Consider the following 19,669-nt stretch of genomic DNA (forward strand, 5'->3'; position numbering starts at 1 on the left):
GGTGCTGCCCATGCAGACGAGGAAGAAGAAAATCACACCTTTATATGCTGTCCTCATGCTTCTGCTCGTCTGCATGACCGTTGGATGCAGCAAGCAGGAGGATGCGAGCGAACAGAACGGAACCTCGGCAGGTGATCAATCCAATACGCTGGTTATTGGTGCTTACAGTGTAGCCAAAGACGCTGTTGGAGAGTTGCTGCCCAAATTCAAGGAGGAATGGAAAGCCAAGACGGGGCAGACCGTTAACTTCCAGGAGTCCTATGAAGCTTCCGGCACACAAGCGAGAGCCATCGTTGGCGGATTCGAAGCGGATGTTGCGCTTCTCGCGATGGAAAGTGATATCGATAAGCTGGTCAAAGCTGATCTGGTCAGCTCCAATTGGAAGCAGGCACCGAATGATGGCATGATCACCCGTTCGATTGTTGTTCTCGGTACAAGAGCAGGCAACCCGCTTGGGATTCGTGATTTTGAAGATTTGACCAAGCCGGGGGTTAAGGTGCTCTATCCTAATCCGAAGACGTCAGGCGGTGCCCAATGGGATATTAATGCCATCTACGGTGCAGGTTTGAAGCTATCTGAGGAGCAAGGCAAGAAAGATCCTGCCGTGGCTAAAGCCTTTTTGGAAAAGGTACATGAGAATGTCGAGTCACTGGATAAGAGCGGTCGATCTTCGATGGCGGCTTTTGAATATGGCGTCGGGGATGTTATCGTCACGTATGAGAATGAACTGCTTGCCCGGATTGCCAAGGGAGTAAATTATGACATCGTCGTTCCCAAAAACACGATCCTGATTGAAAATCCGGCGGTTGTCGTAGACAAATATGCGGATAAACATGGCAATCGTGAATTGGCTGAAGCATTTGTAGCGTATTTGCGTACGCCGGAGGCTCAGCGCATTTTTGCCAAGCACGGTTTCCGTTCGGTAGACCCTGATGTGTTTGCAGAGACAAAATCTGCGTTCCCGACGCCCGAAGGTCTGTTCGATATTAATTACCTCGGCGGATGGGATAAAGTGCGCAGTACACTGTATTCCAAACGAGGTGTATGGTACCAGGTGTTGGCGGGATTATAGACCATACCATATCACACGGTTATTGAATTTCAGACGATAAATTATGACCCAAACCTTCATTTCACGATATAAAGTGAGCTGGAGGTTTTTTGCATTTCTAGACTAAGATGTTATTTCATTTAAACCCGATAGGTTAAGTTGGAAAAAATCGTTGCTTTTTGTCGAATCCTTGCCTATACTAACTAACAGAACATCAAATTACAGCGAGGGGAAATATCATAATGAAATCTAAAAAAATGTGGCTGTCCATGATGCTGGTACTGGTTATCGCAATCATGACTGCATGCGGAAGCAGCGGTGACGGAACAAGCTCTTCGTCTAATACCGGAGAAAATACAGCAACTACAGATAATGGTCAACCGAAAGACGGCGGCAGCATCATTATTGCTGTTCAGGATGACCCTAAAGTGATGAATCCGATTTATGCGGGTGACCGTGTAACGTTGACGATTGATCAATCCTTATATGCTCCACTGTTCAATGTGAATGATGGTAAAAAAACGTATGTGCTCGCAGACAGTGACAGCTTCTCTGATGATCACCTGACGTATACGTTGAAGCTGAAAGACGGATTGAAATGGCATGACGGACAGCCTTTGACAGCGGATGATATCGTGTTCACGATGGATAGCATCCTTGATGAGAAACAACACAGTTCTTCCCGCAGTCAGTATGTTTTTAATGGCAAACCGGTGAAAGTAACGAAGATCGATGACCTGACGGTGGAATTCAAATTGCCGGAAGTATCTGCTGCTTTTGAAGGAGCATTGGTTTCTTTCTATCCAATTCCTAAACATATTTTCGAAGACGAAGCCGATATTGAGAAAAGCGACAAAAACAACAACCCGATCGGTTCCGGTCCGTTCAAGTTCAAGGAATACCGTCCGGGCGAATACGTAACACTGGAACGTTTTGATGATTACTTTGCAGGCAAAGCTCATCTGGATAGCGTGACGTACCGTGTAGCGAAAGATCCAAATGCGGCGAACCTGGCTCTGCAAAACGGCGAGATTCAAATGCGTATGGTCGACACACAGGATTACAACAAATTGAATGACACAGGCAAATTCAACATGCTGACTTACCCGGAAGGCCGCTTGCAATACATGGTCTTCAACCTGAACGTGCCTTCAATGCAAAAGAAAGAAGTTCGTCAAGCCATCGCTTATGCTTTGGATAAAAATGAACTGATTACCGCTTCGTATTCCTCAGCTGATTTTGCTGAACCGGCTCCGTCGATTCTGACACCAGACACGTTGTACCAAACGGATGATGTCGAGAAGTACGACTACAACCTGGAAAAAGCGAAGCAACTGCTGGCTGATGCAGGCGTAAGCAACCTGAAATTGCGTCTTGCGTACACAAACACCAACAAACCACAAACCAGCCAAGCGCTGTACATTCAGCAAAAACTGAAAGACGTTGGCATTGAAGTGGAATTGCTGCCGATGGACGGAACGGCTTACGGTAACCGTACACTGGACATGAACAATACAGACTTTGAACTGTCCTTTGGTGGATACATCATGGGTTATGAGCCGGATGCCTATAAATCTCTCTTCATGAGCGATGCGGCATACAACTACTCCCATTACAAAAATGCCGATTTCGACAAGCTGTGGAATGAAGCAGCCGTTCAAATTGACGAAACCAAACGTGGCGATTTGTACAAACAAATCCAACAAACCGTAGCAAATGAAATGACTGTATACCCAATTGCCTACACGAAAGCTGTAGTAGCAGTGGATAACACATATGGCGGCGTTGAAGATGCAAATCCGAAACCAGTCGTTATGCTGGAAGATCTGTCTAAACTATTTAAAAAATAATCATATAGAATGAAACGTATTGTTTGAAACCTATGGAGTTCACAAAGAACGTAGAGGGCAGAAAAAATCTGGGGAAGCATCGGAAGCATACGCTATCCCCAGATTTCCCCTTTTTATAAAGGAATCAATGAAATCTGGGGGTAACAGCGATCGGAAGGTTGTTCTGTCATCGGAGTGGCCGATGTGAATCCTTGCTTCAATCTACATGCGTTCATTCTATATAACAAGCCAATAACGCCGGCCGCGAGGCCGGCGTTGATTCGGAGGTGCCCATGTGAACAACTATATTGTCCGAAGGATCGCACAAGCGATTCCGCTTCTTTTTGTAATCTCCATCGTATCGTTCACCTTGATCAAGCTGGCGCCGGGCGATCCGGTGCTTTCCTTTGTTACCCCGAATATGGGAGCAGAGGATGTGGAACGTATTCGGCAAAACCTCGGACTTGATCAGCCGATGTACGTGCAGTATGTCGTATGGCTCAAAAATGTTTTGTCTGGTGATCTCGGTTATTCACTGGTGAACCATCGACCGGTTGCCGAGATGATTATTGAACGCTTGCCTGCAACGTTTGGCTTAATGGGGGCGTCGCTATTATTATCTTTGCTCATTTCCATTCCGCTCAGCATGATTGCGGGTTCGCGTCAGAACAGTCTGTTTGACCGTGGACTCAGCTTAATCTCGTATATCGGGATATCGATTCCTAGCTTCTGGTTCGGTATGATGCTGATCTATTTCTTTGCAGTAGAGTTGCACTGGTTGCCGAGCATGGGTATGCGAACGGTCGGTATGGACTCCGCATGGGATATTATCAAACACGGTATTCTGCCATGCACAGTATTGACCTTTATGAACGTGTCCGTGTACATGCGTTATATTCGATCGAATACAATCAGTCAACTGGAAGAGGACTATGTTCAGATTCAGTATGCCTACGGTGCAACGAAAGGAACGGTACTGCTTCGTCATGTGCTTAAAAATGTACTGCTGCCTGTAATCACCATTCTGGGCATGTCTTTGCCGGAGTTGATTGCGGGAGCATTTATTACGGAGTCCGTTTTCTCATGGCCGGGAATGGGCTCGCTCGGAATCTCGGCCGTTCACGGTTTGGATTATCCGATTATTATGGGTATTACGATGATGTCTTCTGTGCTGCTGGTCGTCGGAAACCTGATAGCTGATATCTTATATGGCGTGGTAGATCCACGAATCAAGACAACGGGGTGAGACAAAAATGAATTCAATGCGCTGGCGTAATTTACGGACGCAGTTCCGGCAGCAGAAACTGGGCCTTGCGGCTGTCATCATATTGGGCATCTTTGTGCTCGCATCCCTGTTTGCGTTTCTGTCTCCGCATGATCCTAATGAAATTGTGGTGATGGAACGGCTTCAACAGCCAAGTGCAGATCATTGGTTTGGTACGGATGATTATGGACGGGATTATCTGGCTAGGGCCTTGTATGGAGGGCGGGTATCTCTCGCCGTAGGTTTCCTGTCGATGGCGATCGCCGTTATTGTAGGAACACTTGTAGGGACGGTTAGTGGTTATTTTGGCGGCTGGGTGGATAATACGTTGATGCGTATTGTTGATGTGCTCATGTCGATTCCATCCTTCTTCCTGATGCTGATCCTGAACGCATATCTCAAGCCGGGGATTGGTACGATTATTGTCATTATCGGGGTGTTAAGCTGGATGAATATTGCCCGGATTGTCAGGGCTGAAGCGATGTCGGTCAAGCAGCGGGAATATGTGCTGTATGCGCGTGTATCGGGTCAAAAGCCTGGCCGGATCATCATGAAGCACATCATTCCCAACATTATTCCAACCATCATTGTCGCAGCAACCATCAACATCGCGAGTGCGATCCTGATGGAGTCGTCGCTAAGCTTCCTCGGACTGGGTGTTAAACAACCGAACTCTTCTTGGGGCAGCATGTTGAATGATGCGCAGGGCTTTATTAGTGAAGCACCGTATATGGCGATCTTCCCGGGACTGTTTATTTTGCTGACGGTGCTATCGTTTAACTTCTTAGGGGATGTGTTCCGCGTAGCCTTCGAGCCAAAAGCGAACAAGCGATAAATGATCGTTTACTGCCAAATGTTTTTGGAATAGAGAAGTTGTTCTGATCACGTAGTAATCCAGTAATCCATTGTAAAATTAATTTTTTCTTATATAGTCGACAACCCATATCATGTAAACAGCGGGGTGAATACAACAATGACAGATTTATTATCGGTCAAACAACTGAAAACGTCCTTTGCAACCCGGGAAGGTGAGGTACAGTCCGTCCGGGGTGTGAGTTTTACGTTAAATGAGGGCGAAGTGGTGGGACTAGTTGGTGAGTCCGGCAGCGGAAAAAGTGTAACCGCCCGTTCGCTGATCCGACTGATCCAGCCGCCAGGCCAGATTACGGATGGTCAGATTTTGTTCAGGGGAGAAGATTTGCTGACCAAGTCGGACAAGGAGCTGCGCAAAATCCGGGGTAACCGCATCTCGATGATTTTTCAGGACCCGATGACATCACTTAATCCAGTGGTTCGTGTGGGCAAACAGATGACAGAGGTCATCCGTCGTCACCGAAAAATGGACAAGGTGGCTGCACGCAAGGAAGCAATCGAGTTGCTGCGACAAGTGGGCATTCCCTCTCCGGAAGAGCGGATTGACCAGTATCCACACGAGTTCAGCGGAGGCATGAGACAGCGGGTAATGATCGCTATGGCTCTGTCTTGCAAGCCGGAGTTATTGATCGCCGATGAACCGACGACGGCACTGGATGTGACCATTCAGGCACAGATCCTGCAGCTGATGCAGGAACTGAAAGAGTCCACGCAGACGTCCATTCTAATGATTACGCATGACCTTGGTGTTGTTGCGCAGGTCTGTACCCGTGTAATTGTGATGTACGGTGGACTCATTATGGAAGAAGGGCCTGTGGAACGTATTTTCGCTCATCCTCAGCATCCATATACCCAAGGGTTGCTGCGTTCCATTCCGAAACCCGGCGAGGAAGGTGGACGCCAGCGGCTGGCAACGATTGAGGGCACACCCCCCAATCTGCTTCATCCACCAACCGGGTGCCCGTTTATGGAACGTTGCCCACACGCCATGGAGGTATGCAAACAGATGCCTGCGTACACTGAGACTGCACCCGGTCATCGAGCGCTATGCTGGTTGCTGGACGATAAGGCTCGGGAACAGCATCAAGTACAAGCAGATGCAACGTCAGAGGAGGTGGAGAAATGAGTTCAGGAACAGATCAGCGTGAAGTATTGCTGGACGTGCGTGGATTGAAAAAACATTTTCCGGTCCGTGGTGCTGGCAAAGGCAAAGACGTCGTGAAAGCCGTGGATAACGTTAGTTTTCATATTCACAAGGGAGAGACATTTGGGCTGGTTGGAGAATCTGGCTGTGGCAAATCAACGACTGGACGCAGCATTGTGAGACTCTTCGATGTTACGGACGGAAGCATTATGTTTGGCGGACAGGATGTTGCCAAGATGAATGAACGCCAGTTGAAACCGTTTCGCAAACGGATGCAGACGATTTTCCAGGACCCTTATTCTTCACTGAATCCGGGAATGAATGTCCTGCAGATCATTAGTGAACCTATGGAAATTCATAATTATGCTTCCAAGGCAGAAATGAAGGGACGAGCGCTTGACCTGATGAACCGTGTTGGCCTGAAGCCAGAACACGCGGAGCGTTATCCGCATGAGTTCAGTGGCGGACAGCGTCAGCGGATCAGCATTGCCCGGGCATTGTCGGTGAACCCGGAATTCATTTTATGTGATGAGCCCTTGTCCGCCTTGGATGTGTCCGTACAGGCACAGGTGGTCAATATGCTTGAAGATCTGCAGGCAGAGATGGGACTGACCTATTTGTTCATTGCCCATGATCTGTCGATGGTACGCCACATCTCGAACCGGATCGGTGTGATGTACCGCGGCAAATTGGTGGAAGTTGCACCAACGGAGGAACTGTACCGTAATCCGGTACATCCGTACACCCAGGCATTGCTGGCGGCAATCCCTGTACCTGATCCAAGTGTGCGGAACGTGGCACCACCGGTCTACAGCGGGGATACCGATCCTTCCGCCCGGGGGCGGGATGAAGAACCGGAGTGGATGGAAGTTTCGCCAGGACACTTTGTATCCGGCTATCGGGACAGGATATAATGGACTAGGCTTGGATATGTGGATAGAGTGTATGATGTATAGAGGAAGGTGTGAGCAGGATGAGTGCTGAATTTAAGTTGTCTCAAAATACAGCCATTCGGTTGGAACAGGCCCGTGGCAAAGGCATGTCGGATGCAGCTTTGTTGGAAGCGATACAGGCCAAAGATGTGGCTGCCTTTGATGCCGTGTCTGAGGAGCACTACAGATATGATGATCTTTTCTCCTATGCGGACGAGCATGGCGAGAATCTGGAAGGTGCGGTTAAAGACGGTTACCGGATTACCTTTAACACTCGTGGTGGTCTGGGCATCTACTTGGAGAAGTCCTTCGGATTACAGCCGGAGAAAGACTTTACTGTCGGTGAAGGCATCGTAACCGGGTTGAAATTAAAACAGGAGCAGGCAGAAGTGCTCGCCAAACGCCTCGCATCAAACTGGGTCATTACCGAGTCTAAGGAAGTGCCTGAGGGCCAAGAGTTGACGTTGAAGCTTAGGGCTTTGGTTTAGTTCATAGCGAATCAACGGATAGGAAGTCTGACTGCGAAATGTCAGATAACAGGCTGTCCCGTTTGCAGTGAATAACTGCGGCGGGATGGTCTTTTTTTTGCAAAAATAGAGGTGGGAGATTACAATCTACATATCATTATTCGGATGGAACATGAATTTGGAATGTATTGCTTCCGGGATAGAGAGGGGACTAACATAATGAATCAGCTAACTTTCTTGGGAACCGGGGATGCGATGGGTGTTCCGCGGGTGTATTGCGAGTGTGACGTCTGCACAGAAGCCCGGCTTACCGGGATGAACCGCCGCAAACGTTCTGCTGTTTTGATCCATGGTGATGGCGAGCACGAACCATTCATGATTGACTGCGGACCCGACTGGAGGTCACAGATGGAAGACCAGGGGATGCGGATGGTGCAAACGCTGCTCATCACTCATGCGCATTTTGATCATATTGGAGGCTTGCCTGAATGGGCAGATGCGTGTCGCTGGTTGGGGGTAAAAGGGCAGTTGTATGCCCCACGGGAAGTGATTGCGACCATTCGGAGCCAATTTCCATGGCTTGGTCGCCATATGGATTTTATGGAAACGGATGCGGATATCGAGCTTGGTGGATGGAAGGTGCATTCCTGGAAAGTTTGCCACGGCCATAATGGCTATTCATATGCGTATCGACTGGAACGTGAGGGGTACACCTGGGCATATTGTTCGGATGCCATTGATCTGAATGCTTCGGAGAAGCAGCCGCTATATGGGTTGGATCTGCTGGTACTCGGTACGAGCTTTGTCCATGAGCTTGCGGAATTCTCCACACGCTCGGTGTACGATATGCGAGAGGCACAGGAGCTGCTGCAGGATTTGAAGCCGGGTCAGACTTATTTTACACATATGTCTCACGACGTGGATGTGCGCCAGAATTATGATCTGGATCAGGGGATTACGCTGGCACTTACCGGTCTGAAGGTAAAGTTGGGAGAATAGGACAGCCATGCTAAAAATAAATTCAGAAGAGCGTATCCTTTGCCGGAGGTTCTTCGTTTACATAGTGTAAGGCAAATACAGCAAGTGAATTGAAGCAAGATCAATCAGGAACCAACAAAGGGGGGCCCCAAACATGGCCTTTGTGAAGTCCGTGGATTGCAGAATCAACAGACCACATGAGAATAAACGAATTGAATCATATAGCCATTCCGGTGTTCAAACCGGATATACGTTAGAGCAAACGATGGAAGCTGCGCTGCCGGACCTGCTGGGTTCGTTGTATGCCTATTGCATGTCATTGACTGGTTCAGTCTGGGAGACAGAGGATCTCGTTCAGGATACATGTGTTAAAGCGTTATCCTCTTCAGCTACCCGAAGAACGAGCATGACAGAGGACATGAACTGGGAAGCCTATCTCATCCGCGTTGCGCGCAACACCTGGATTGACGCCATACGGAAGCGTGAGAACCTGGCAAGCAAATTGGAAAGCATGAAGCCATTGATGCAGGAATATGAGGAAGAAGGGCGTTTCGAGGAAGTTGAGTTCGCTGTTCAGATCCTTGTGGATGAACTGCCACCGTGGCAGCGAGCGATATATATGTTACGTGATTTAATGGGATACACGACGGTAGAGACTGCTGAACTGTTGGATACGACGGAAGGTGCAGTCAAAGCTGCCCTGAGTCGTGCCCGCTCTGCCCTGGCCAAAGTGAGGCACAGCCTGAACGAAACGGATTCTGACCATACGAATCAAGTGGATGAGAACCAACAAAACCGGGAGGAATTGCGCCGTTATTTACTGGCGTTCCGCAGCGGTGATACTGCCCGCTTAATCGATCTATGCCTGAGTCAGAACGATGATCCGATGGCTGTGGCGGGAACGATTTTGCAGCAGACTCTGCCGTCTCAATCGATGCAACCCGTGATGTACAGTTATTCAAGCTCCGGTACGAATTCCATGTCGTATGGGGGAGGATATACAGTCAGCATGGTTGCGTAAACCGGGGAGGCAAATTGCATGAACGTGGTACCTTATGTTGTTGAACAGACAGCCCGCGGAGAGCGGAGTTATGATATTTATTCCCGTTTGCTGAAAGATCGGATCATTATGGTATCCGGGGAAATTGAGGATCAGATGGCCAACGCCATCGTGGCCCAGTTGTTGTTTCTAACCGCAGAGGACCCGGAGAAGGATATCCAGATGTATATCAACAGTCCGGGTGGTTCCGTGACTGCCGGATTCTCCATCTATGACACGATGCAATTCGTGAAGCCCGACATTTCCACGATCTGCACAGGCATGGCGGCCAGCTTCGGTACGATCCTGCTGGTTGGTGGAACAAAAGGGAAACGGCTGGCATTGCCAAACAGCGAAATCATGATTCACCAGCCGCTTGGTGGAACACGAGGGCAGGCCTCGGATATGCTGATTCACGCAAACCGGATTATCCAGCACCGTCAGCGCCTCAACAAGCTGCTTGCTGATCATACGGGACAGCCGATGGAGCGGATTGAAAAGGATACAGATAGAGATTACTTCCTGACCGCTGCGGAAGCCGTCGAGTATGGTCTTGTGGATAAGGTGATATTCAGCACGTAAGGGACGAAAGACAAGGATTGAATTCCGTCTTTTTGAATTAGCAGGTTAGCCAGTAATTGCTGGTTAGCCTTTTTTGTCATTTTACGATGGGATAAGTCAGGAGCACATGATGTCTTTGGCTTTCGGGGCTAGGTCTGTATTTGTGTTGGAAAACAAATGTGAAATAACCATTGACTAAAAGTGTGTATAGTGTGTATATTTTATATATACACTATGTGCGCAAGCGACTGAATTATGATCATGAGGTGAGGTAACATTAGAATTCTAATATCCAATGCATCAAGCGATCCGATCTACATACAGATCCTGACCCAGATTAGACAGAGCATTTTAAGCGGGGAACTGGCTGCAGGGGAGACTCTGCCCTCAATCCGTCAACTTGCGAAGGATCTCCAGGTGAGTGTAATTACAACCAAACGTGTCTATGAGGAGCTGGAGAAAGAGAAGCTGATTGATTCTGTCGTAGGCAAAGGCAGTTTTGTCTCCGGGGCCAATCAGGATTTTATTCGGGAACAGCGGCTGAAGCGAATGGAAGAGAAAATGCTCGATATCCTTCGTGAGAGCAAGGAACTGGGCATGAGTGCTCAGGAAGTAATTAAGCATTTTACGTTGTTAGTGGAGGAGGAAAACACATGACGAACGCAATTGAATTGCGCAACCTATCGAAAACGTACCCCTTATTCAAACTGGATCAGATATCTTTGGATGTAAAACAAGGGTATATTACCGGACTTATCGGACCTAACGGGGCGGGGAAAAGCACACTGATCAGCCTGATTACCGGATTGATTCGTCCAGACTCCGGGAGCATCAGAACGTTGGGAAACGCGATCCCTACTCAGGAAGTTAGCGTTAAGGAGCGCATTGGTATTGTTTCAGATGAATGTTTCTATTATGAGCATCTTACGATACGTGAAATGAAAAGCATGATTGCTCCCTTTTATAAGAAATGGGATGAAAAGCAATTTAACAGCTATCTGGAGCAATTCGAATTGTCTCCCAAAAAGAAGATTCAGGAACTATCCAAAGGCATGAAAATCAAATTTTCACTGGCTGTCGCTTTATCTCACGATGCAGAGCTGCTTATCATGGATGAGCCGACATCCGGGCTTGATCCTGTGTTTCGGAGAGAACTGCTTGACCTGCTTGCAGATATGATACAGGATGAGACCAAATCCATTATTTTCTCTACTCATATCACAACCGATTTGGAGCGTATAGCAGACTATATTACGTTCATCAATAAAGGAAGGATTATATTTAATGAAGCAAAGGATGATGTGCTTGAAAGGTACACGATCGTAAAAGGGGACATGAAGCTGCTTGATGCGGACACCCGAAGGCAATTCATTGGAATCCGTGAGACAGCGGTCGGTTTTGAAGGCTTGGCAGATAACAGGGCGGAGGTAGAACGATTGTTTGGTAATGATGCTCTTTTACACAGACCCTCACTCGAAGATCTCATCTATTTTACGGCCAAGGGGGAACGGCATCATGCTTAACTTGATTCGCAAAGATTATATCGCTTTGAAAAGTTCACTATGGACGATTATTTTTTATTTTGTTGTATTCAGTGTCGCATTTATCCCGACAGTGGAAATGTCGATGTATTTTGTAGGGATCTATACCGCATTCGGTTCAATTATGCTTGCAACCATGATTGATATCAAAAACCATAATCATAAATTTCTTGTCACGCTCCCGATCAGCCGCAGAAACATTGTGCAAGCGAAGTATCTGTCTGCCGTTCTCTATACACTTTTTGGAGTTTTCGCTTCGTCTGGCGCTCACTGGCTGCTTAACGTTCTTTTCCCTGAATTGAACAAGCCTGACTTATCGGTACTGGACATCCTGATTTCGATTGGAATGGTGCTTGTATTAATTTCGATCTACATGCCTCTTTTTTACGCCCTTAGTAAAAAGGGAGCCGGAATCATTAATACGGTATTCATGTTCGTTCTTATTATTTTAGCGCAACCTGTTGCCTCACTCATGAGTATGGCAGGAGAGAACGGAATGGGGCGTGCTTCGGTTTATGTTGTGGTTTCAGTTTGCATTCTTCTATTATTCATTGCCTCCTATTTTGTAACGGTCCGTCTGTTTGCAAGGAAGGATCTATAGGATGAATGAATAAGAATTTCAAAAAAAATAAAAACATCAGCTTTCTGTTTAGTCTGGCATTCGAGATGAACAGAGCTCAAAAAGTCGCCATATGGCGACTTTTTATGTTTGCACAAGATGCATCATCCTCTCAACTTGCCAGACAAAGCTATACGTTAATTTGCATTTGCAGAATTTGCAACGTGCCATCACGTACTTTCAGCTAATGCAATCAGCCTGCTCATGCCTTCCCGGATCTGCTGCTCGTGCGCATAGGAGAAGGAGAGGCGCAGCTTGCGACTGGCGGCCGCATCGGAAGGATCGAACACTGTTCCCGGCACAAAAGCGACAGAATGCTCCATGCATCGGTGAAGCAGGCGCCCTGTATCGACTCCCTCCGGAAGCTCCACCCAGATGTTAAGTCCACCCTCGGGACGGGTCCATGTCCACTCTGTTTCCTGAAGGCAGTGTTCCATCACTTCCATCCGTAGCTGAATGGCAGTACGCAGCTTGGACAGGTGCTGATGCATGCGTGGGGACTGAAAATAACGGAGGAAAAGCTTCTGATTCAGCAGAGGTGATCCGTTATCCGTCAGTGCTTTTACGGCCTGTAATCCCGGCATAAACCGGGGGCGACACATGATTGCGGCAATCCGTAGACCCGGTACGACATATTTGCTATAGCTGCGAATATAGAGTGTATGACCTGTCGTATCGTATGTGAAGATCGGCGCGGGAGGTTTTTCCTTGAAATAGATATCGTAGGTACTGTCGTCTTCCACCAGAAAACATCCGTATTGTTCCGCCAGCTCAGGTAGCTGTTTGCGCTGCTCGGTAGGAATATTGATACCTGTAGGGTTATGGAAGGTCGGCGTCATATAAAATACTCTTGGCTTTTCCTGCTTCATCAGGCGTTCAATCTGTTCCAGATCATAACCCTCCGGGTGAACATCGGTAAAAATCAACCTTGCGCCCTGTTTGCGGAAAATTTCCATCGCAGGCCCGTACGTTGGCCTCTCCATGAGCACACGGTCACCGGGTCTGACGAGACTTCGTGAGATGACATCAATGGCCTGCTGTGCACCAGAAGTGATAAGAACTTCATCGGCCGAGATATAGAAGCGTTCCTTGGTCGTGAGATGACTTGCTAAGGCACTTCGCAGCTCCAGATCTCCTTGAATCGTGGAATATGTACCGAGCAGACGGGGGTATATATCCAGCAAATCCCGCATCAGTTCTCCCCAATAGCGGTTTGGCAGCAAGGCAGGGTCGATTAATGATTTGGAAAATTGGTACTCCGCCTCCAGAGAGTGCACGCGGGCAAGTGAATCCCAGTGCAACCAGGCAGACACTGCCGGGTCATCGGCCTGATCCGTCATAGGAGAAGGGGCGGCAGGACTGACAAAATAACCGGACTTATCCTTGACGTAAACGTTCCCACGGTCCTTTAATTCCTGGTAAGCCTTGAAAACGGTAAGACGATGTACACCGAGCAGCTCAGACAGGCTCCGCACAGACGGCAGCTTATCATGCTCTTTCCACTCTCCGGCTTCGATCCGTACAACCAGATAATGTACCACTTGCTCATATAGTTTAAGGCTGTTATCTGTCATCAACATGGTTTTGCCCACCCGGCTCACGCTCCTTTTGAACTCTATTGTAACAGCAAATGAGAGCGAACTGTTCTGTTTTATTCACTCTGTTCTGTAGACGATGCTATATGATGGAGAACAGATGAAGGAGGGGCTAGCATGGTTGCAGTAGCATTTACCGTAATGTGTCTTATTTTTGGAACAACGTTTCTGGCGATTAAAATTGGCGTGGAGGCAGGCATACCGCCTTTTCTGTCGGCCGGACTACGCTTTATCATTGCAGGTGCTCTAATGTTTGCGTGGATGTGGATGAAAGGAAAAGTGAATCTGTCTTTACTATGGCGGAAAGAGATGCTCTTGACGGGGGCCGGACTGACGTTTGGTACGTTTGCCACCTTATATTGGGCTGAACAATATGTAAGCTCGGGTGTGGGCGCGATTCTGTCAGCAACAGGGCCGCTCATGATTATGGTAATGCAGACAGCGTTGTTGCGCCAAAAAACATCTGCGCGCATGATTGCAGGCTGTCTGATCGGTTTTGCCGGAGTTATCCTCGTCGTGTTGCCGGGTGTATCCATTGGTGGCAATTCCCTGTGGCTGTGGGGCTGTATTGCCGTATTGGTGGGTGAGGTCTGTTATTCGGCAGGTGCCTTGTACTCCAAAAAGGTCATTAACCAGTTTAAGGAGGCTAATCCTGTAGCGATCAATGCGGTGCAAATGATGTACGGAGGAGTGCTGTTATCCGGGCTTTCGGCGGTGACGGAGTCATGGAGCACAAGTGGACTGGATTGGGTGCCAGCGGTGTCATCCCTGATCTATCTGACGGTAGTTGGTTCGATGGTCGGGCACAGCTTGTTTTATTGGATTATGTCTCGCACTAACCCTCTGTTCCCGGCGACATGGTTATACATTTCCCCACCGATTGCGGTTGGTCTGGGTGCTGTTCTCTACAATGAACATGTAAGCTGGGTTACGTGGGTTGGCGTTGCTCTCATTGTTTCGGGTTTGCTGGCGATGAATGAGAAAGTAATGGGCTGGTTGAAGAAGGGAAAACGTGCGAGTGCATTGATTCAGCCTTCCGAATCTGTTTTAAAATAGGTGAAGTTCAATTCTGTAATATACAGGAATGAGCTAACTCAAACCGTTTGATTCAACTTGTTCTGGTTAACCTTAGAGGCTCAATCTAAACATCATTCCTTGATTTTAGATTGAGCTAAAATCTATTCCAACCATATTTTTTCGTTCACCAATTGGTAATAATAGTGATCCATCTGTTCTGCCGTAACGTCATCCTCGAAATGGTGTATCCACCATGCGACAAGCAAACTAATCACCCCTGAGTGAAACTCTGCTACAAGTTTTATGGGTAGAGAATAGTATTTACCCCTTTGCTTTAATTCCAGAAAATCTTGTCTGAATATTTCTCCTATATATTTAATGAAAAAGTTGTTAAACACTTCATCCTTCTTTTGGTTCTGAACGATCGTCTCCAGTACACTTCCGAACAGGATTTTAGATATGCTTTGTAGAGGCTCCTTTATTCGCTCATTTACATCTATTTGTAAATAATCCTGGAGAATCTGAGTTAAGGTGAAAGACAATAGAGCAAATTTATCCTCAAAATGTTTGTAAAACGTTGTTCGATGGACCATAGCTTTGTCACATATTTCAGTGATTGTGATGTTGCTGAAAAGTTGACCTTTTTGGCATAACAAATCGATAAGCGCCATCGTTAACAATTTATGAGTGCGGGTAACTCTCAAATCAAGCTTTTTACCATTATTTTTCATCTACACCATTTCCTTATTGTAGTTTAGCTATATAATATCCTTATATTGATTCTTACTTAATACGAGACTCCAAATGTATACTGATATTATAAGTAATTTTTTGGTAGTACTACAAATATAGGTGAAATATGATCGTGTAGAAAGGGTGGAGTTGCGATGTCTGACATGAAAAAAGCTGTGGTGATCGGGGCAGGGATAGCAGGGATAATCACTGCAAGAATGTTATCTGATTATTATGATGAGGTATGCATTATTGAGCGAGATGAGTTACCTGCTGAGCCAGCCAATCGGCAGGGTGTACCTCAGTCCTTTCATCCACATCGTGTATTACCACGCGGTGGAATCATTCTGGAACATTACTTTCCCGGGTACAATGACGAATTGGTCACGCTTGGCGCCATTCCTTCACAGGAAGAGAAGTTTATGGTTGCCAATCGATACGGCACATTAGTCAATAAGGCGAATGCTGCTTCTTCATTCAAAATTGCATCGAGCAGCAGAGCCCTGCTGGAATGGGTACTGCGTCGGCGAGTCCAGAACATAGATCATATAAGCTTCTTAACGAGTACGGAAGTTACCGGGCTAATGACGTCAGAAGATCGGGGTTCCATTACAGGTGTGTATACTAAAGAAAGAGGCCGGGATAATCGGGAGGAAATGCTTGCAGCGGATATGGTGATTGATGCCTCAGGACGTTCTTCCAAATTGATCAGATGGCTTGAACAGATAGGGTTGTCCGTGCCTGAGCCGGAAGTGCTGAAGGTGTCTCTTGGTTACAGCACCCGCTATTATAAAATACCATCCTCTATTCAAAATGAATGGAGAACGGTGATAACAGAATCCGATCCTGTGCAAGGAATTCGTGCAGGCATGTTGTGGCGCATTGAAAATGATATTGCTGGACTATTACTGTTCAACGCAGGAGGAGATGAATATCCTTCAACCCATCCGGATGAGTTCCAAGAGCAAATCAAGCATCTGTTTGCTTCGGATGAAATCGTAGCGTTGGCAAACCAGCTGGAGCCTTTTCAAGGTCCGCGGGGATACCGTATTTCCGAGTCTGTCCGTCAACATTTTGAACTCATGGAGAATTGGCCCTCCGGATTACTCGTCCTTGGCGATGCATTTTGCAGCTTCGATCCGATCCATGGCCAAGGCATGACCATTGCCGCAATGGAAGCCGAGACCCTAGGAAGATGTTTGGATGAGCAGCGAATACATCCTGAGCCGCAGTTTGAGCGTCAAGTGCTGCTTCGTATGCAGCGGGAAATCGAACCGGCCTGGTGGCTTAGCTCTGTGGCCGATCTGCGTTGGAAAGGAGTTGAACATGTTGGGTCATCCCAACTGAGAGGGGTTGCTTTTGCTCAGAAATATATCAATTTGTTTACGAAGCAGGCTGTGAAAAAGGCGAGTCAGGAAAACAATAATCATCTCTTTTTTATGCAGTTCCTGATGAATGCCTTAATTCTTCCTCCAAGTGAATTTTTTAAAGGGGACGTCCTGAACATGATCCTGAATGACAACGGTTCCGAAGAAGAATTGGAGTTAAGAGCAGAGCTTGGTGTACAAGATCCGGAGCGGTTTCAGCAAAGAATAGATGAGATCCTTCCGTCTTTTCAGTTGGAGTCTGATGGTCGAATCAAGAAACTGCTGGAGTCTTTTCAGCATGCCATGAGCAAGTAAGACACTGGAAAGCGGTGCGTGCAGGGAAACTTCTCATATTGTTATGCCGATATGAAATAAAGGGAAGAAGGCAAAACATACAAGCCCGGAACCACAAATCATTGTGGCATCCTGGCTTATTATTATAACTACTTTATTTTTACTCCGCGTTCAATACAAACTTCTCAATAACCTGCTTTACGCCATCTTCGTTATTGCTCGCGGTAATGTAGTCCGCCAGCTCTTTCAGAGCAGGGATGGCATTCCCCATCGCTACACCCAAACCAGCGACTTCCAGCATTTCGTGGTCATTCCAGGAATCCCCGATGGCAATGCACTCGCTCAATTGGTGACCGAAGTGATCTGCCAGGAACGTAAGGGCATGACCTTTCGTTCCCTCGTGGTGCATGATTTCAAGGAAATATGGCTTGGACTTGGTGATGTGCACTTCAGGTCCGAGCAATTCACGAAGCTCTACAGCAACTTGATCCAAATAGTCTGGCTCATCGATAATGAGCAGTTTTGGTGTCTTTTGCTCGATCACTTTGATGAAATCCGGTTCGATGTGGTACTGAGTACCATTCAGTTTGGCGTAGTCACGCAGCTTGTCGTTTTCTTCACGGGCGTACAGCTTGTCGTCAATGTACGTTTGCAGGTGCAGGTTATGCTCCAAGCAGTAGTCGTACAATTTGCGGGAAGCGTCCTGTGGAACGTAGCGCTCGTAGAGTACTTTTTCGTCCAGCAAGTTTTTCACCAAAGCGCCTTGATACGTAATGATGGGCACGTTCAGCTTGGTTTGGCGAGCTAGTGCTTGGGCAGAAGCATAAGCACGTCCAGTTGCTAGTGTTACAACCGCACCATGGGCAACCGCTTGTTCCAGGGCAGTCTGTGTTGCAGGCGTTACTTCCTTGTTATCGTTAATCAGGGTATCATCAATATCGATTGCGATTAATTTGTAGGTCATCTGTGTTTCTCTCCTTTTTTATCTGTATCTATACTAATGAACAAAAAAATAAGTTTTACACGAGGCCACTCCGAATACAGATTCATCTTTCGATCGCTGTTATCCCCGGATTTTTGATTCCATTCCCCTAAGGGGAAATCCGTTGATAAAGGCGAACACTTCGCTTCTCCCGATGAATTCTGTCTTCTCCGTTAACGTGTAATCTTAGACTTCGTTCTAAAACTATATTTACATCTAAATCCTACTCTTCCAGGAAAATGAGGCCAATAAAGTCCTCCAGCTCCAAATTGCCGAAATAATGTTTTACATCCAGACCCTCAAGTGCAGTACGCACCTCGGATTCCTCATAACGCTTGCCGCGCAGCATGTTCTCGATATCCGCTACGTCGCCTACGCCGAAGAAGTCGCCGAAGATTTTGACATCTTCAATGCGTCCATCTTTGATATTCATGCGCAAATCGATGATGCCGACAGGGAATTTGCGTGTATGTTTCACATTGCTCTCCGGTGACAAGCCATAGTTCCAATCCCAGTTGCTATAACGCTCGGCGGAGATTTCCTTGATTTTGTCCCAATCTTTCTCCGTGAGTTCATATTGAGGAACGTCCTGTGGCTCCATACGGAAAATATGACGCAGCAGCTCGTCCCGGAATTGTTCAATGGTCAGATTGCTGTCAATCAGATCACGAATGTTGGCAACCCGACTGCGCACGGATTTGGTGCTCTTGGACTTGAACTTCTCCGGGTTAACGTTGAGCGAAGCCTGAACATGATCAAGATTCAGGTTGAACATCAACGTACCGTGACTGAACATGCGACCGCGCGTAGAGAACTGGGCGTTGCCCGAAATTTTCTTTTCTCCGACTTGCAGATCGTTGCGTCCTGTCAGTTCGGCGTTCACGCCAAGCTCTTGCAGGGCTTCCACCACAGGCTGGGTGAATTTGCGGAAGTTATGGAAGGATTGCCCGTCATCGGCTGTAATAAAACTAAAGTTAAGGTTGCCCAGATCATGGTATACCGCTCCGCCTCCTGAGAGACGACGTACAACTTGAACACCGTTATCCTGAACATACTCGATGTTGATCTCTTCAATGGTATTTTGGTGTTTTCCGATAATAATGGACGGGCGGTTGATGTAAAACAGCAAGTAACTGTCATCCATCGGCAGATGCTTCAGAATGTATTCCTCAATGGCGAGGTTTACAGAAGGATCTGTAATGCCCTGGTTATCAACAAACAGCATGGTCATTCCTCCATTAATGTATGTGAGGGATGCGTATCCCTTATGTAGTGATGCTTTACGGAATCGAAATTCCTTCTCTATTGTAAACGAATTGTCGAAAGGACACAAAGAAATTGAAGCCGCAAAGGGCTTGAATAGCCAAATCAGGATTGACCCCTG

The 19,669-nt window shown here is 47.2% G+C and carries 19 protein-coding genes; 15 read left to right on the forward strand and 4 right to left on the reverse strand.

The genetic code is table 11. The annotated features are described in order from the left end of the window. The first annotated feature begins 10 nt into the window (after positions 1-10). The 13 genes from ACFTRD_RS03195 to ACFTRD_RS03255 all read left to right on the forward strand — a co-directional run bounded on the left by ACFTRD_RS03195 (position 11) and on the right by ACFTRD_RS03255 (position 12,280). Complete coding sequence (locus ACFTRD_RS03195; protein ID WP_379377701.1) at positions 11-1,072, forward strand: sulfate ABC transporter substrate-binding protein; 1,062 nt, start codon at positions 11-13, stop codon at positions 1,070-1,072. Between the two features lie 221 nt (positions 1,073-1,293). Then, positions 1,294-2,901: an ABC transporter substrate-binding protein gene (locus ACFTRD_RS03200; RefSeq protein ID WP_379377702.1), complete on the forward strand. Its 1,608-nt coding sequence runs from the start codon at positions 1,294-1,296 to the stop codon at positions 2,899-2,901. Positions 2,902-3,175: 274 nt separating this feature from the next. After that, the gene (locus ACFTRD_RS03205) at positions 3,176-4,126 is read left to right on the forward strand and encodes an ABC transporter permease (protein WP_379377703.1); all 951 of its coding nucleotides are present in this window, start codon (positions 3,176-3,178) and stop codon (positions 4,124-4,126) included. A gap of 7 nt (positions 4,127-4,133) precedes the next feature. Beyond that, complete coding sequence (locus ACFTRD_RS03210) at positions 4,134-4,979, forward strand: ABC transporter permease (RefSeq protein ID WP_113051907.1); 846 nt, start codon at positions 4,134-4,136, stop codon at positions 4,977-4,979. A gap of 138 nt (positions 4,980-5,117) precedes the next feature. Then, on the forward strand, positions 5,118-6,143 hold the full coding sequence (locus tag ACFTRD_RS03215; RefSeq protein ID WP_379377704.1) for an ABC transporter ATP-binding protein: 1,026 nt from the start codon (positions 5,118-5,120) through the stop codon (positions 6,141-6,143). After that, complete coding sequence (locus ACFTRD_RS03220) at positions 6,140-7,075, forward strand: ABC transporter ATP-binding protein (protein ID WP_379377705.1); 936 nt, start codon at positions 6,140-6,142, stop codon at positions 7,073-7,075. The genes ACFTRD_RS03215 and ACFTRD_RS03220 overlap by 4 nt, the downstream gene beginning before the upstream one ends. A 59-nt stretch (positions 7,076-7,134) precedes the next feature. Continuing rightward, positions 7,135-7,581: a hypothetical protein gene (locus ACFTRD_RS03225; RefSeq protein WP_379377706.1), complete on the forward strand. Its 447-nt coding sequence runs from the start codon at positions 7,135-7,137 to the stop codon at positions 7,579-7,581. Positions 7,582-7,779: 198 nt separating this feature from the next. Beyond that, positions 7,780-8,559 (forward strand): MBL fold metallo-hydrolase, encoded by a 780-nt coding sequence (locus ACFTRD_RS03230; protein ID WP_379377707.1) that lies wholly within the window; start codon positions 7,780-7,782, stop codon positions 8,557-8,559. Positions 8,560-8,692: 133 nt separating this feature from the next. Then, positions 8,693-9,559, forward strand: coding sequence for an RNA polymerase sigma factor (locus ACFTRD_RS03235; protein WP_379377708.1), 867 nt, complete (start codon positions 8,693-8,695; stop codon positions 9,557-9,559). 18 nt (positions 9,560-9,577) lie between these two features. Continuing rightward, on the forward strand, positions 9,578-10,159 hold the full coding sequence (gene clpP / locus ACFTRD_RS03240; protein ID WP_379377709.1) for an ATP-dependent Clp endopeptidase proteolytic subunit ClpP: 582 nt from the start codon (positions 9,578-9,580) through the stop codon (positions 10,157-10,159). 255 nt (positions 10,160-10,414) lie between these two features. Further along, positions 10,415-10,795, forward strand: coding sequence for a GntR family transcriptional regulator (locus ACFTRD_RS03245; protein ID WP_379381150.1), 381 nt, complete (start codon positions 10,415-10,417; stop codon positions 10,793-10,795). Continuing rightward, the gene (locus tag ACFTRD_RS03250; RefSeq protein ID WP_379377710.1) at positions 10,792-11,661 is read left to right on the forward strand and encodes an ABC transporter ATP-binding protein; all 870 of its coding nucleotides are present in this window, start codon (positions 10,792-10,794) and stop codon (positions 11,659-11,661) included. The genes ACFTRD_RS03245 and ACFTRD_RS03250 overlap by 4 nt, the downstream gene beginning before the upstream one ends. Beyond that, the gene (locus tag ACFTRD_RS03255) at positions 11,654-12,280 is read left to right on the forward strand and encodes an ABC-2 transporter permease (protein WP_379377711.1); all 627 of its coding nucleotides are present in this window, start codon (positions 11,654-11,656) and stop codon (positions 12,278-12,280) included. The genes ACFTRD_RS03250 and ACFTRD_RS03255 overlap by 8 nt, the downstream gene beginning before the upstream one ends. A 188-nt stretch (positions 12,281-12,468) precedes the next feature. On the opposite strand, the gene ACFTRD_RS03260 is transcribed toward ACFTRD_RS03255, so the two are convergent. Beyond that, positions 12,469-13,890, reverse strand: coding sequence for an aminotransferase-like domain-containing protein (locus ACFTRD_RS03260; protein ID WP_379377712.1), 1,422 nt, complete (start codon positions 13,888-13,890; stop codon positions 12,469-12,471). Between the two features lie 120 nt (positions 13,891-14,010). Here ACFTRD_RS03260 and ACFTRD_RS03265 point away from each other — a divergent pair, with 120 nt between their 5' ends. Further along, the gene (locus ACFTRD_RS03265) at positions 14,011-14,949 is read left to right on the forward strand and encodes a DMT family transporter (protein ID WP_379377713.1); all 939 of its coding nucleotides are present in this window, start codon (positions 14,011-14,013) and stop codon (positions 14,947-14,949) included. A gap of 122 nt (positions 14,950-15,071) precedes the next feature. Here ACFTRD_RS03265 and ACFTRD_RS03270 read toward each other — a convergent pair whose 3' ends face one another. Beyond that, entirely contained in the window at positions 15,072-15,641 is a 570-nt protein-coding gene (locus ACFTRD_RS03270; protein ID WP_379377714.1) for a TetR/AcrR family transcriptional regulator, read from the reverse strand. Between the two features lie 156 nt (positions 15,642-15,797). On the opposite strand from ACFTRD_RS03270, the gene ACFTRD_RS03275 reads away from it, so the two are divergent. Further along, on the forward strand, positions 15,798-17,324 hold the full coding sequence (locus tag ACFTRD_RS03275; protein WP_379377715.1) for an NAD(P)/FAD-dependent oxidoreductase: 1,527 nt from the start codon (positions 15,798-15,800) through the stop codon (positions 17,322-17,324). A gap of 139 nt (positions 17,325-17,463) precedes the next feature. Here ACFTRD_RS03275 and ACFTRD_RS03280 read toward each other — a convergent pair whose 3' ends face one another. Together ACFTRD_RS03280 and lplA are read right to left on the reverse strand one after the other, a co-directional pair. Beyond that, positions 17,464-18,267: a Cof-type HAD-IIB family hydrolase gene (locus ACFTRD_RS03280; protein WP_379377716.1), complete on the reverse strand. Its 804-nt coding sequence runs from the start codon at positions 18,265-18,267 to the stop codon at positions 17,464-17,466. A gap of 241 nt (positions 18,268-18,508) precedes the next feature. Continuing rightward, positions 18,509-19,510: a lipoate--protein ligase gene (gene lplA, locus ACFTRD_RS03285; RefSeq protein ID WP_379377717.1), complete on the reverse strand. Its 1,002-nt coding sequence runs from the start codon at positions 19,508-19,510 to the stop codon at positions 18,509-18,511. Positions 19,511-19,669: the final 159 nt, after the last annotated feature.

Origin of the sequence: Paenibacillus sp. NPDC056933 (assembly GCF_042674385.1) — a bacterium.
Classification (GTDB): Bacteria; Bacillota; Bacilli; order Paenibacillales; family Paenibacillaceae; genus Paenibacillus.